Source organism: Streptodolium elevatio (assembly GCF_040649515.1).
Lineage (GTDB): Bacteria > Actinomycetota > Actinomycetes > Streptomycetales > Streptomycetaceae > Yinghuangia > Yinghuangia elevatio.
Window position 1 is genome coordinate 1 of record NZ_JBEZFP010000032.1, and the last position, 13501, is coordinate 13501.

The following is a 13501-nucleotide window of genomic DNA, read 5'->3' on the forward strand; positions in this document are numbered from 1 at the left end:
GGCGGCGCAGGACGGTACGGTCGGCGCCGCCTGCACGCCGCCGCCGGGGTCCAGACCCGCCACCTTGCGCTGCCCGTCGAAGAGTACGCGGACCTCGGCGACTTCGGCCGCGCCAACGACGCCTGGACCGCGGGCGCGCTCGCCCTCGGGGAAGAGGCCGTCACCCGCGCGCTCAAGCAGGCCGGACTGGAACCGGACGACGTCGACCTGATCGCGTGCGCGTCGGTGACCGGATTCGCCGTACCGTCCCTCGAAGCCCGCCTCGCCGTACGGCTCGGCATGCGCCCCGACGTCAAGCGCGTTCCGCTGTTCGGCCTCGGCTGCGTCGCCGGTGCCGCCGGGATCGCGCGCGTGCACGACTACCTGCGCGGCCACCCGACCCACGCCGCCGTCCTGCTCGCCGTCGAGCTGTGCTCGCTGACCGTCCAACACGGCGACGACTCGCCCGCCAACCTCGTCGCCGGAGCGCTCTTCGGGGACGGCGCGGCGGCGGTCGTCGTGCTCGGCGACCAACACCCGGGCGCCCGACTGGCGGAAGGGCCCCACGTCGTCGCCACCCGCAGCGCGCTGTACCCCGACACCGAGCACGTCATGGGCTGGGACATCGGCGCGACCGGGTTCCGCGTCGTGCTCAGCCCGGACGTCCCCGAGGTCGTACGCACCCATCTGCACGACGACGCCACCCGCTTCCTGGCCGACCACGGCCTGACCGTCGACGACGTCGGAACCTGGGTGAGCCACCCCGGCGGCCCCAAAGTCCTGCACGCCGTCGCCGAGACCCTCGGCCTGCCTGACGACGCCCTCGCCGTCACCTGGCGCTCGCTCGCCGCCGTCGGCAACCTGTCCTCCGCATCCGTGCTGCACGTCCTCCAGGAGACGCGCGACGCACACCGACCGGCACCCGGCACATGGGGCGTCCTGCTCGCCCTCGGCCCCGGCTTCTGCTCCGAACTCGTCCTGCTGCGCTGGTGATCGCAGACCCGCGAAAGGAGACCCCGATGCTCTGGTACACCCTGCTCGTGGCGGCAGTGGCCGTGGAACGCCTCGCCGAACTCGTCGTCGCCAAGCGCAACGCCAAATGGACGCTCGCCCGCGGCGGCGTCGAATACGGACGGGAGCACTACCCTGTCATGGTCGTGCTGCACACCGGCCTGCTCGCCGGATGCCTGCTCGAACCCGTGCTCGCCGACCGGCCGTTCGTGCCCGCCCTGGGCTGGCCCATGCTCGCCCTGGTCGTCGCGTCGCAGGCGCTGCGCTGGTGGTGCATCCGCAGCCTCGGCCCGTACTGGAACACGCGCGTCATCGTGGTGCCGGGCGCGGAGCCGGTACGGCGCGGGCCGTACCGGCACCCGAACCTGCTGCGCCACCCCAACTACGTCGCGGTCGCCGTGGAAGGGGCCGCGCTGCCCCTCGTGCACAGCGCCTGGACCACCGCCGCCGTCTTCACCGTCGCCAACGCCGCCCTGCTGACCGTGCGCATCCGCTGCGAGGACACCGCACTGCGCCACCTGGTCCCCGCGTGACCGGCGCGCACCCCACGGCCAGGGCCGCCGCCGACGTCGACATCCTCGTCGCGGGCGGCGGACCGGCCGGCCTGGCCACCGCCCTGCATGCCTCCCGGGCCGGGTTCACCGTCGCGGTCGCCGAACCCCGGACCGCACCCGTGGACAAGGCGTGCGGCGAAGGCCTCATGCCGGGCGGCGTGGCCGCGCTGCACGGACTCGGCGTCCACCCGCCCGGCATGCCGTTCGCGGGGATCCGCTACGTAGCGGGAGCGCGGCACGCCGAGGCACGCTTCCGCGCCGACCCCGGACTCGGCGTACGCCGCACCGACCTGCACGACGCGCTCCACGACGCCGTGGTCAAGGCGGGGATCGCGGTGCTGCCCGCGAAGGTCACCGGGATCGACCAGGACCCGGACGGCGTCACCGCGCACGGCCCGGACCTGCGGGCGCGCTGGCTGGTGGCCGCCGACGGGCTGCACTCGCCGCTGCGCCGCGCACTCGGGCTGGACGCCCCCGCGCCCGGGCCCCCGCGCTACGGCCTGCGCAGGCACTACGCGGTCGCGCCCGCATCGGAGTTCGTGGAAGTCCACTGGGGAGCGCGGGCCGAGGCGTACGTGACCCCGGTCGGCCCCGGCCTGGTCGGCGTCGCGCTGCTGACCGGCGAGCGGGCGCCGTACGACAGCCAGCTCGCCGGCTTCCCCGAGCTTGCCGCCCGACTCGCCGGCGCGGAAGCCGTGACGCCGGTCCGCGGCGCGGGCCCCCTGCACCGCCGCGCGACGCACCGCCGAAAGGGCCGAGTACTCCTTGCGGGTGATGCTGCCGGATATATCGACGCCATTACCGGAGAGGGCGTCGCGCTCGCGCTGGCGGGGGCCGAACTGCTCGTCGCTTGCCTCGCGGACGGACGGCCCGACGCGTACGAAAGACGCTGGCAGGGCCTGACACGCCGGTACCGCGTGCTCACCGGCGCCCTGCTCCGGGCCCGACGGACCCCGGCCGCGGCCCGGCTCATCGTGCCCGTCGCGCGGTACGTCCCAGGGGTTTTCCCGGCCGCCGTCAACGCCGTGGCGCACCGCCGCGGAGGTTTCCGGGGCTGATCTTCGGGCAGCGCGCAGGACACATCCCGTGAACCAGGCCACCTCCGCAAACCACCGTGCCTGGTCGGCGATCGGAGGAGGCAGCGTGTCGAGAACGGACACCGAATCGGGAAGCGCGACGACGGTCACCACGCAGGTGCCCGCGCGGCTCGACCGATTGCCCTGGTCGGCCTGGCACACCCGGATCCTCATCGGCCTCGGCGCGGTGTGGATCCTCGACGGCCTCGAGGTCACCGTCGTCGGCAACGTCGCGGGACGGCTCTCCGAGGAGGGCAGCGGCCTCGACATCACGGCGGCGCAGGTCACCGGTCCCGCCGCGGCGCTGTACGTGGCCGGTGCGTGCGTCGGCGCGCTGGTGTTCGCCTGGCTCACCGACCGCTACGGCCGCAAGCGGCTGTTCATGGTCACCCTCGCCGTGTACCTCGCGGGCACCGCGATGACCGCGCTGGCCACCGAGGCGTGGATGTTCTTCTTCTTCCGGTTCGTCACCGGGCTCGGCATCGGCGGCGAGTACGCCGCGATCAACTCCGCTATCGACGAACTCATGCCCGCCCGCTATCGCGGGCGCGTCGACCTCGGCGTGAACGGCACCTTCTGGCTCGGTGCCGCGGGCGGCGCGCTGCTCTCGGTCGTCATGCTCAACACCGCCTTCTTCCCGATCGACGTGGGCTGGCGCCTCACCTTCGCCCTCGGCGTCGTCCTGGGGTTCGTGATCCTGCTGGTCCGCAGGCACGTCCCGGAGTCGCCGCGCTGGCTGTGCATGCACGGCAGAGCCGACGAGGCCGCGGCCCTTGTCGACGACGCGGAGAAGCAGATCGTCGAGCACGCCGAGCACCGCACCGGCAAGCGCCTCGAACTCCCGGAGCCCAAGGGCGAACTGACGATCGACGCGAGCAAGTCGCGGAGCCTTGCCGCGATCGGCCGTACGCTCGTCCGCGACTACCCGAAGCGCTCGGTGCTGGGCCTGGCGCTGTTCATCGGACAGGCGTTCCTCTACAACGCCATCACTTTCGGCTACGGCTCCATCCTGGAGACGTTCTACGACGTGCCGAGCGACCGCACCGGCTACTACTTCGCCGTCATCGCGGTGGGCAACCTGATGGGGCCGCTGCTGCTGGGACCGCTCTTCGACAGCGTGGGGCGGCGCGTGATGATCACGTCGACGTACGTCGGCAGCGGGCTCGCCCTGTTCGTCACCGCATGGCTGTTCGGCCAAGGACACCTCAACGCCACCACGCTGACGGCCTGTTGGTGCGTGGTGCTGTTCATCGCGTCGACCGGTGCGAGCAGCGCCTACCTGACGGTGTCGGAGATCTTCCCGATGGAGGCCCGGGCCTCGGCGATCGCGCTGTTCTACGCGGTCGGCACCGCCGCGGGCGGGATCGCCGGCCCGCTGGTCTTCTCGGACCTGACCAAGAAGGGCGATGTGTCGGACACGGTCCTGGCGTTCTGCATCGGCGCGTCGCTGATGACGATCGCGGGGATCATCGCCGGATTCCTCGCGGTGCGCGCGGAACGCCGCTCCCTGGAGGACATCGCGCCGCCGCTCCAGTCGGTCAGCCCCGGGACGTCGTCAGGCGGCGACAACCCTGGAACGTCTCCAGGAGACGTCAGCCCCGGTACGTCTCCAGGAGACGCAGCCACACCTCGCTGACCGTCGGGTACGCCGGCACCGCGTGCCACAGTCGGGCCACCGGAACCTGCCCGGCCACCGCGACCGTTGCGGAGTGCAGCAGTTCGCCGACGCCGGGGCCCGCGAACGTCACCCCGACCAGGCAGTCGCGGTCGAGGTCCACGACCATGCGGGCCCGGCCGCGGTAGCCGTCGGCGTACAGGCTCGCACCGGCCACCGAGCCGAGGTCGTAGTCGACGACGCGGGTGCGCAGGCCCTTCTCCGCGGCCTGACGCGCGGTCAGCCCGACCGCGGCCACCTCGGGATGGGTGAACACCACCTGGGGGACCGCGTCGTGGTCGGCCGTGGCGGCGTGGGCGCCCCACGGGCGGGTGTCGGGCTCGCGCCCGGCGGCGCGTACCCCGATCGCGTCCCCGGTCAGTCGGGCCTGGTACTTGCCCTGATGGGTCAGCAGCGCACGGTGGTTGACGTCGCCGACCGCGTACAGCCAGCCGTCCTCGACGGCGGCGACCCGGCACGTCTCGTCGACGTCCAGCCAGGACCCGGGCTCCAGGCCCACGCTGTCGAGGCCGATGTCGTCGGTACGCGGGGCGCGTCCGGTGGCGAACAGGATCTCGTCGGCCTCCAGTTGCGAGCCGTCGTCGAGCGTCACCGTCACCGGCCCGCCGCCGTCGGGGCGGCGCAGTTGCGTCGCGGAGACCCCGAGGCGCACGTCGACGCCGGCCTCCGTCAGGCCCTCGGCCACCAACTCGCCCGCAAAGGGCTCGACTTGGTCCAGCAGAGCGGAGCCGCGCACCAGCAGGGTGACGTGCGATCCGAGTGCCTGCCACGCGGTCGCCATCTCCACGCCCACGACCCCGCCGCCCACGACGGCGAGCCGGGCGGGCACCTGCGTTGCCGAGGTCGCCTCGCGGCTGGTCCACGGCCGGACAGTCTCGACGCCGGGAAGCGGCGGAACCACGGCGCGGCTTCCGGTCGCCACGACCACGGCGTGCCGCGCGGTCAGCGTGCGCGAGCCGCCGTCGGTGGCGCGCACCACGACGCGGCGCGGGCCGTCGAGGCGGCCGTGTCCGCGTACGAGATCGGCGCCGATCCCGTCGACCCACTCGGCCTGGCCGTCGTCCTTCCAATTGCTGGTGAACCCGTCGCGGCGGGCGAGCACCGCGGCGACGTCGAGGCCACCCGTCACGGCCTGGGCCGCGCCTCCCACACTGCGGGCCGCGGCAAGCGCCTGGACCGGGCGCAGCAGCGCCTTGCTGGGCATGCACGCCCAGTAGGAGCACTCGCCGCCGACCAGTTCGCTCTCCACGATCGCGCAGGTGAGCCCAGCCGCGCGCACACGGTCGGCGACGTTCTCGCCGGCAGGCCCAGCGCCCAGCACGATGACGTCATACACCGACTCGCTGTTGTCCCCGCCCGAGTTCATCGTGACCACCCTCCGTCGCCGCCTGCTCCCCGCGACCCTACGTGACACACCCACCCCCAACCGCGCGCGACGCGGTCAGGCAGTTGAACACGCGCGACGTGTCGGACGCGGGGTCAGTCGGGGACCGGGTCGAGGCCGCGCTTGCCGTGGTAGCCGGGGCGGCAGCGGCGCAGGCGTCGGAAGGTCAGCAGTCCGCCGCGGGCCGCGCCGTGCCGTTCGAGGGCGGTGACGGCGTACGTGGAACACGTCGGCGTGTAGCGGCAGCACGGCGCGCGCGTGGGGCTGACCTCGGAGCGGTAGCGGCGCACCGCGCGCAGCATGCGTGCGTCGAGCCGGGCATCGCGACCGCGCGCGGGCCGCAGCAGGCAGGCCAACGCGATGGCGAGCAGCCGGAGTTGCAGCCGCATGATCAGCAGCCCGCAGTCGCATCCGCCGCAGTCGCATCCGTCGCCGCAAGACGAGTCGCCGCCTCCGCCGTCCGCGGAGCCTCCGGCGTCCCCGCCACCGCCGGAATCTCCTCCTCCGCCGTCTCCGCCACCGCTGTCGCTCGCGGCCTCGACGGCGTCCGACCAGTCGCGGTTCTGCTGCTCTTCCTCCTCGGGCCCGGGTTGCGCGCCGTCGGCGAACGGGTTGCCCATGCTCATGCTGCTCCCAGCGGTCCGTCGGGTGGTCCGGTGCGGTCAGGATCCGTCCCGGACAAACACGCGGTACGGGCTCCCGCGGTTTCGCGCGCGTCGCAGACTGGACAGCTAACGCCGTTAGCCCTAGAGTGAAGGCAGTTGGCTACCGCTGTTAGCCGCGGGCGATGTCCGTCTTATCCAGGGGGATCATCATGAGCACCGACATCTTGACCACTCCGACTGCGGCGCACCGCGCAGCCGCCCGGATGCGCGTCGGCGCATGGGGCGGACTCACGCTCTTCCTCGCCGCGTTCGCGATCTTCGAGGCGCAGAAGTACGGCGTCCCGACCACCGCCGCCGCCGTCCTGTTCTTCCTGCTCCCGGACACCGCACGCCGGTTCGCCGCAGGGCACCGCCGGGTCGTCGCGCTCGCGCACAACGCCTGGCTGCCGACCGCGATCCTGGTCGGCTACACCGTGGGGCCCGTCGTGTGGCCCCCACTGTTCACCGCGGGCCTCGGCTGGCTCACCCGAATCGCGATCACCCGACTCGCGGTCGCCCGGCTCGCCGTCGCGCGACTCGCGGTCGCCCGGCTCGCGACCGCCCGGACGGTCCGCCATGGGTGAACGCGCACAGCAGATCGTCGATGCCGCGCTGGAGATCCTCGAGTCCGACGGGCGGGAGGCGATGTCCATGCGCGGCATCGCCGAGCGCGTCGGCATCCGGGCGCCCTCGCTCTACAAACACTTCCCGGACAAGGCCGCCGTCGAGGTCGCCCTTATGACGGTCGGCTTCGAGGCCGCCGCCGACGTGCTGGAGGCGGCCGAGGCCCAGGACCCGACCGTCGTCTCGATCGCACTGGCCCACCGGCGCTTCGCGCTGGATCGGCCGCACCTGTACCGGCTGACGACCAATCAGCCGCTGCCGCGCGAGGCTCTGCCGGAAGGGCTGGAGGCCCGGGCCGCCGGACCGATCACGCGCGTGGTGGGCGGCGATCCGGACCTGGCCCGCGCGGCCTGGGCGTTCGCGCACGGGATGATCATGCTGGAACTCGACGGCCGCTTCCCGCCCGGGGCCGACCTGGACGGAGCCTGGCGCGCGGGCTGCGACGCGTTCGCCGCACAGGTCGCGGGCCGCGCGCGTGCCTCCGGGCGGGGCCGGCCGGAGGTGTAGGGCGTCGGGCGCGCGGGTCGGTCGTAGCGAGGGTCGCCCGCGGGGTCGCGGGGGAGAGCGGCCCGCGATCAGCCCGGCTGCTCTTCACCGCCCCTGCCGTCCCCGCCTTCGTCGCCGTCCGCACCGCCGCCGGCCCCGCCGTCCTCACCGGCCAAGGTGTCCAGGATCTGCTGCCCGTACTTGTTGAGCTTGTTCTCACCGACCCCACCGATGGCCGCCAGGTCGTCGAGGGTTGTCGGCGCGCTCGCGGCGATCTCCCGCAGTGTCGCGTCGTGGAAGACGACGTACGCCGGGACGCCCTGCTCCTTCGCCGTCGCCGCCCGCCACGCGCGCAGCCGCTCGAAGACCGGCACCGCCTCCTCGGGCAGGTCCACGACGGCCTTGGCGCTCTTGCCCTTGCCGCCCCCCGAGGAGCCCGACGAGCCCGACGAGCGCGTACGTGCCGCCCGCTCCGGCTCCCGCCGCAGCATGACCTCGCGCCGCCGCCCCAGGACGTCGCCGCTCGCGTCGGTCAGCACCAGCGTGCCGTAGTCGCCCTCGACGGTCAGCAGTCCTTGGGCAAGGAGTTGGCGGATCACCCCGCGCCAGGCGTTGTCGTCCAGGTCCTCGCCGACCCCGAATACGCTCAGGGTGTCGTGGTCGAACTGGATGACCTTGGCGGTCTTCTTGCCGCGCAGGATGTCGATGATCTGTCCGGCGCCGAACTTCTGGCGGCGCTCGCGGGCCAGCCTGAAGACCGTGGAGAGCACCTTCTGCGCGGCGATCGTCCCGTCCCAGGCGGCCGGGGGATTGAGGCAGGTGTCGCAGTTGCCGCAGGGGCCGCCCTTTTCGCCGAAGTAGGCGAGCAGTTGCACGCGGCGGCACTCGACGGTCTCGCACAGCGCGAGCATCGCGTCGACGTGCGCGCCCTGGCGGCGGCGGTGCGCCGCGTTGCCCTCCGAGTCGTCGATCATCTTGCGCAATTGCACGACGTCCTGGAGGCCGTAGGCGAGCCAAGCCGTAGACGGCAGTCCGTCGCGTCCCGCGCGGCCGGTCTCCTGGTAGTAGCCCTCGACCGACTTGGGCAGGTCCAGGTGTGCGACGAAACGTACGTCGGGCTTGTCGATGCCCATGCCGAACGCGATCGTCGCGACCATCACGACGCCGTCCTCGCGCAGGAATCTCGCCTGGTTGTCGGCGCGCGTGCGGCCGTCGAGCCCCGCGTGGTACGGCAGCGCGGTGACGCCGCTTTGCACCAGGAACTCCGCGGTCTTGTCGACCGAGGCGCGCGAGAGGCAGTACACGATCCCGGCGTCGTCCGGGTGCTCCTCGCGCAGGAGGCGCAGCAACTGCCGCCTCGGCTCCTGCTTCGGCTCGATGCGGTACTGGATGTTGGGCCGGTCGAAGCTCGCGACGAAGTGCCGCGCCTCGTCCAGCTTCAGGCGCGCGGCGATCTCGCGGTGCGTCTCCGGGGTCGCGGTCGCGGTCAGCGCGACGCGTGGGACGTCCGGCCAGCGCTCGTGCAGTTCCGACAGCGCCAGGTAGTCCGGCCGGAAGTCGTGGCCCCACTGGGCGACGCAGTGCGCCTCGTCGATCGCGAACAGCGAGACGGTGCCCTGGTCGAGCAGTCGCATCGTGGCGTCCACGCGAAGCCGTTCGGGTGCCAGGTAGAGCAGGTCCAACTCGCCGGACAGGAAGTCCCGTTCGACCTGCTGTCGCTCGTGCGGCATTTGCGTCGAGTTGAGGAATCCGGCGCGTACGCCGAGCGCGGTCAGCGCGTCGACCTGGTCCTGCATCAGCGCGATCAGCGGCGAGATCACCACGCCCACGCCGCGCCGGACGAGCGCGGGGATCTGGTAGCACAACGACTTGCCGCCGCCGGTGGGCATGAGCACAAGGGCGTCGCCGCCCGCGACGATGTGGTCGATGATCTCGCGCTGGTCGCCGCGGAAGGAGTCGTAGCCGAAGACCCTCCGCAGTACGTCGTGCGCGTCGTCGATGCCGTCGAGCGTGCTCATCCGGGCATTCTAGGGAGCCGGTCCGACCGCCACGCCCGGGTGCGGGGAAGCATCGCGGTCTTGACCGGGTTTGACCGGCCCGGGGGTACGAACAGGTGCCCGGCCTCCCGCGACGATCGGGATTGGTTAGGCTTGCCTAACCAACAACCGGCGGGTCCGACCGCCGACGTCGCCGCACGGCGGTGGAGGAGCATCCATGAGCACACCGGCCAGCACGCCCGCCCCCAAGCGCCGCTCCGTGATCGACCTTGTCGTGCGCGAGACGCGCTGGATCACCCCGCACATGGTGCGGGTGACCGCGGGCGGCGACGGCTTCACGGGCTTCGTCGACAACGGCTTCAGCGACGCGTACGTCAAGGTGCTGTTCCTCCGGCCCGGGGTGACCTACCCGGAGCCGCTGGACATGCAGGCCGTGCGGGCCGAAATGCCGCGGGCGGACTGGCCGGTGACGCGCACGTACACCGTGCGGCACATCGACCCGCAGGCGCGCGAGCTGAGCATCGACTTCGTGTACCACGGCGACGAGGGGCTCGCCGGGCCGTGGGCGGCGAACGCGAAGCCGGGGGACCGGATGATGCTGCTCGGCCCCGGTGGGGCGTACGTGCCGGGCACCGACGCCGATTGGCACCTGTTCGTCGGCGACGAGAGCGCGCTGCCGGCGATTGGTGCGTCGCTCGCGCGCGTTCCCGAGGGCGCGCCGGTGCGGGCGCTCATCGAGGTGGCGTCGCCCGAGGAGGAGCAGGAGTTGGCGACGCCCGGCGATGCGCGCATCACGTGGCTGCACCGGTCGAACGGCGCGAAACCGCTGCCGGAGGTCCTGCGCGAGCTGGAATTCCCGGCCGGGCGCGTCCAGGCGTTCGTGCACGGCGAGGCCGACACCGTGAAGGAGATGCGCCGGCACCTGCTGGAGGAGCGGGGCGTTGCGCGCGAAGACCTCTCGGTTTCCGGATATTGGCGCCGGGGCCGCGACGAGGACGGTTTCCAGGCTGACAAGGCCGCTGAGCGCGAGTCTTCGGCAAAGTAGCCGCGCGTCCTGTCCATACGTATACGTACGGGTTTGTGATGACGCGCGTAACCGGCAAATTCCTCACTTAGCAGACTTCCGGCGCGGCAGAACCGGAACCGGTCGCTCGACTTGCGGACACACCCGATCAACGCACATCGTATTTGGCCATTGGCTCACAGCGACGATCTCGCCACGGGCCGAAGACGCGTCGCCACGTTGACGGAGTGTCAAACGATAGGGCGATCTTGGCCGCACAAGACGCAGAACTCATCCGGGCAAACCTCGCCGTCGTCTCCCCCAAGGCGTCGGAACTCACCTCCCACTTCTACGCACTGCTCTTCCTGCGCGAACCCGCGCTGCGCGATCTGTTCCCCCCTGCGATGGACGCGCAGCGCGACCGGCTGGTCCAAGCGCTGGTGCGCATCGTCGGCGATCTGGACAACGCCGACGCGCTCGCCGGCTACCTGGGCCGCCTCGGGCGCGACCACCGCAAGTACGACGTGGTCTCCGAGCACTACGCCCTCGTCGGCGAGTGCCTGCTCGCCGCGCTCGCCCGGTACAGCGGCGAAGCGTGGGACCAGGCGACCGCCGACGCGTGGGGCCGCGCCTACAACGCCGCCGCCGCACTCATGACCGGCGGGGCCGAGGCGGACGCGCTGGTCAACCCACCCCACTGGAACGCGGAGATCGTCGGGCACGAGAGGCCCGCCGACGACATCGCGGTGGTCACCGTACGGCCCGAACTCCCGTTCCCCTACCGGGCAGGGCAGTACACGACCCTCGAAACGCCCTGGTGGCCACGTGTCTGGCGGCCGTACTCGATCGCCAACGCGCCCGGTGACCACGGCCTGCTCACGTTCCACATAAGAGCCGTGCCGGCCGGATGGGTCAGCAACGCGCTGGTCCGCAAGGCCGTCGTCGGCGACCGCATAAGACTCGGGCCCGCCATGGGCGAAATGGTCCTCGACCACCACACACTGCACCCCGTGCTGTGCGTCGCCGGCGGCACCGGACTCGCGCCGCTCAAGGCGATCGTCGAGGAGATCGTCTTCGCGGGCCACGAACGCTTCGTCGACCTCTTCTACGGGGCCAGCGAGCACAGCGGCCTGTACGGCCTCGACGAACTGCTCCGCATTTCGCAGCGCAGCCCGTGGCTGACGGTGCGGCCGGCTCTGGCCGACATGGCCCTGGCCGGTATCAGCGGCGGTGTCGCGGACGTGCTGGCCGAGTACGGGCCGCGCTACGACTGCGACGCGTACCTGTCCGGACCGCCCGAAATGGTCCTCGACAGCGCCCGCGTCCTGCGCCGCCTCGGCCTGCCGCAGGCGCAGATCCACCACGACCCCGTGCTCACGGGCTTCGGCACGCCCCCCGCCGATGCCCATGCAGTAGGGGCCTTTGTGTGACCGGCCGCCACGCCGCCGCGAAGCCGTCCGCACCGCGTACGAGGAGCATGTTGACCGACCAACTCATCCACCCGACCACCACCGCACCGCCGAAGCCGTCCCCGCCGCCGCGTCCCGCCGTACCGCCCGCCGCCGTGCCACCCCCTGCCGTGCCGCCCCCTGCCGTTCCGCCCGCGGCGGCCACCGCGGCCCCGGCGGCGACAGCGACCTCGGCGACCTCGGCAATCCCGGCAACCGTCCCGCCGCCCGCCGCGGTCCCCCCGCCCCGGCCCGCGTCGAGTCCTGTCGAGTACGCGCAGGCCAGGGACTTCGTGGAGCAGTACCACCAGGAGACGGACACACCGGGCCTGGAACAGCGCTGGCACGCGGTCCGCACCCAACTGGAGGAGACCGGGACGTACGTCCACACCAACGCCGAACTGACCTGGGGCGCACGCGTCGCGTGGCGCAACTCGGCGCGCTGCATCGGCCGCCTGTACTGGAACAGCCTGCACATCCGCGACCGGCGCCATGTGCACCGCGCTTCGAGCGTGGCCGCGGAATGCTTCGAGCACCTGCGCACCACGTGGCGGGGCGGCCGGATCCGGCCGACCATCACGGTGTTCGCCCCCGACAGCCCCACCGGGCGCCGGGTCCGCATCTGGAACGAGCAATTGATCCGGTACGCGGGATACGAGCACGACGACGGCACCCGGCTGGGCGACGGGCGCAACACGGGCATCACCGAGTTCGCCCGCAAGCTCGGCTGGGCGGGGCCCGGGACGCGCTTCGACGTCCTGCCGCTCCTCGTCGAGACCGACCAGGACCCGGTGACCTGGTTCGAACTGCCCGCCGACGCGGTGCACGAAGTCCCCATCGAACACCCCGAGTACACCTCCGTCGGCGAACTCGCCCTCCTGTGGCACGCCATCCCGGCGATCTCCAACATGCGCCTGGAGATCGGCGGGATCTCGTACGGCGCGGCCCCGTTCAACGGCTGGTACCTGGAGACCGAGATCGGCGCCCGCAACCTCGTCGACGCCGACCGGTACGACGTGTTGCCGGAGATCGGGCGCCTGCTCGGGCTCGACACCTCCAGCGAACGCACGCTGTGGCGCGACCGCGCGCTCGTCGAGCTCAACCGCGCGGTGCTGCACTCGTTCGACAGCGCCGGCGCCACGATCGCCGACCACCACACCGAATCGGCCCGATTCCTGCGGCATGTGCGCAAGGAGGAGGACGCGGGCCGCGTGTGCCCCGCGGACTGGAGCTGGATCGTCCCGCCGGTCTCCGGCGGGCTCACTCCGGTGTACCACCGCTACTACGACGAGGCCGACCTCACCCCGGCCTTCCGCCTGGACCCCGGCGCGATCCGCCGGGCGCGAGGGGAGGATCCGGGCAACGAGCCGTAGCCGCAGTAGAAGAGGAGTGCCGCCGGACGCGGGCAGACCGCCCGTGCCCGGCCGCTCTCCGATGCGCGCGTTCGGGCCGAGCACGCGCGGTGGTTGTCGCGGCGGCACCCGCAGGAGGCCGTCGCTTCGCGACGCGCGGGTTCGAGTCCCGTCACTCGTCGCCTGACACGGGCGGTACGGACAGCTCGCACCCGTCAAGAGTTACCCCCTGCCGCAGGGCCTGCCCTCGGGCCAAGGGGGGGCTTAG

The 13501-nt window shown here is 72.4% G+C and carries 12 protein-coding genes; 9 read left to right on the forward strand and 3 right to left on the reverse strand.

Annotation, left to right across the window (positions count from 1 at the left end; genetic code table 11):
- The 4 genes from AB0C36_RS14890 to AB0C36_RS14905 all read left to right on the forward strand — a co-directional run.
- Nucleotides 1–972 (forward strand): type III polyketide synthase (locus AB0C36_RS14890; protein WP_358353737.1); only part of this gene is annotated, 972 nt, incomplete at its 5' end.
- 26 nt (nucleotides 973–998) lie between these two features.
- The gene (locus AB0C36_RS14895) at nucleotides 999–1523 is read left to right on the forward strand and encodes an isoprenylcysteine carboxyl methyltransferase family protein (RefSeq protein ID WP_358353739.1); all 525 of its coding nucleotides are present in this window, start codon (nucleotides 999–1001) and stop codon (nucleotides 1521–1523) included.
- The gene (locus AB0C36_RS14900; RefSeq protein WP_358353740.1) at nucleotides 1520–2602 is read left to right on the forward strand and encodes an NAD(P)/FAD-dependent oxidoreductase; all 1083 of its coding nucleotides are present in this window, start codon (nucleotides 1520–1522) and stop codon (nucleotides 2600–2602) included. Before AB0C36_RS14895 ends, AB0C36_RS14900 begins: the two co-directional genes overlap by 4 nt.
- Nucleotides 2603–2687: 85 nt before the next feature.
- Nucleotides 2688–4256 (forward strand): MFS transporter, encoded by a 1569-nt coding sequence (locus tag AB0C36_RS14905; protein ID WP_358353742.1) that lies wholly within the window; start codon nucleotides 2688–2690, stop codon nucleotides 4254–4256.
- Here the strand turns inward: AB0C36_RS14905 and AB0C36_RS14910 are convergent.
- Entirely contained in the window at nucleotides 4213–5661 is a 1449-nt protein-coding gene (locus AB0C36_RS14910; protein WP_358353743.1) for a dihydrolipoyl dehydrogenase family protein, read from the reverse strand. The two genes, AB0C36_RS14905 and AB0C36_RS14910, sit on opposite strands and share 44 nt — an antisense overlap.
- A gap of 113 nt (nucleotides 5662–5774) precedes the next feature.
- Complete coding sequence (yidD, locus tag AB0C36_RS14915; protein WP_358353744.1) at nucleotides 5775–6305, reverse strand: membrane protein insertion efficiency factor YidD; 531 nt, start codon at nucleotides 6303–6305, stop codon at nucleotides 5775–5777.
- 188 nt (nucleotides 6306–6493) lie between these two features.
- On the opposite strand from yidD, the gene AB0C36_RS14920 reads away from it, so the two are divergent.
- Nucleotides 6494–6907 carry a hypothetical protein gene (locus tag AB0C36_RS14920; RefSeq protein WP_358353747.1) on the forward strand — a complete coding sequence of 138 codons (414 nt, stop codon included), beginning with the start codon at nucleotides 6494–6496 and terminating at the stop codon, nucleotides 6905–6907.
- Entirely contained in the window at nucleotides 6900–7454 is a 555-nt protein-coding gene (locus AB0C36_RS14925) for a TetR/AcrR family transcriptional regulator (protein WP_358353749.1), read from the forward strand. Before AB0C36_RS14920 ends, AB0C36_RS14925 begins: the two co-directional genes overlap by 8 nt.
- Before the next feature lie 68 nt (nucleotides 7455–7522).
- Here the strand turns inward: AB0C36_RS14925 and recQ are convergent, their stop codons facing one another.
- Complete coding sequence (gene recQ / locus AB0C36_RS14930; RefSeq protein WP_358353751.1) at nucleotides 7523–9451, reverse strand: DNA helicase RecQ; 1929 nt, start codon at nucleotides 9449–9451, stop codon at nucleotides 7523–7525.
- Nucleotides 9452–9647: 196 nt separating this feature from the next.
- Here recQ and AB0C36_RS14935 point away from each other — a divergent pair, with 196 nt between their 5' ends.
- The 3 genes from AB0C36_RS14935 (at nucleotide 9648) to AB0C36_RS14945 (ending at nucleotide 13254) form a co-directional block, all read left to right on the forward strand.
- A complete protein-coding gene (locus AB0C36_RS14935; protein WP_358353753.1) occupies nucleotides 9648–10475 on the forward strand; it encodes a siderophore-interacting protein in 828 nt (275 codons plus the stop codon).
- Nucleotides 10476–10702: 227 nt separating this feature from the next.
- A complete protein-coding gene (locus AB0C36_RS14940) occupies nucleotides 10703–11863 on the forward strand; it encodes a globin domain-containing protein (protein ID WP_358353754.1) in 1161 nt (386 codons plus the stop codon).
- Nucleotides 11864–11910: 47 nt separating this feature from the next.
- Nucleotides 11911–13254 carry a nitric oxide synthase oxygenase gene (locus AB0C36_RS14945; protein ID WP_358353756.1) on the forward strand — a complete coding sequence of 448 codons (1344 nt, stop codon included), beginning with the start codon at nucleotides 11911–11913 and terminating at the stop codon, nucleotides 13252–13254.
- Nucleotides 13255–13501 lie beyond the last annotated feature (247 nt).

What these genes read in the sequence shown, in the direction of transcription:
- AB0C36_RS14895 (WP_358353739.1), top strand. Translation starts at nt 999, where the DNA reads ATGCTCTGGTACACCCTGCTCGTGGCGGCAGTGGCCGTGGAACGCCTC.
- AB0C36_RS14910 (WP_358353743.1), bottom strand. Translation starts at nt 5,661, where the DNA reads ATGAACTCGGGCGGGGACAACAGCGAGTCGGTGTATGACGTCATCGTG.
- yidD (WP_358353744.1), bottom strand. Translation starts at nt 6,305, where the DNA reads ATGAGCATGGGCAACCCGTTCGCCGACGGCGCGCAACCCGGGCCCGAG.
- AB0C36_RS14920 (WP_358353747.1), top strand. Translation starts at nt 6,494, where the DNA reads ATGAGCACCGACATCTTGACCACTCCGACTGCGGCGCACCGCGCAGCC.
- AB0C36_RS14925 (WP_358353749.1), top strand. Translation starts at nt 6,900, where the DNA reads ATGGGTGAACGCGCACAGCAGATCGTCGATGCCGCGCTGGAGATCCTC.
- recQ (WP_358353751.1), bottom strand. Translation starts at nt 9,451, where the DNA reads ATGAGCACGCTCGACGGCATCGACGACGCGCACGACGTACTGCGGAGG.
- AB0C36_RS14935 (WP_358353753.1), top strand. Translation starts at nt 9,648, where the DNA reads ATGAGCACACCGGCCAGCACGCCCGCCCCCAAGCGCCGCTCCGTGATC.
- AB0C36_RS14945 (WP_358353756.1), top strand. Translation starts at nt 11,911, where the DNA reads ATGTTGACCGACCAACTCATCCACCCGACCACCACCGCACCGCCGAAG.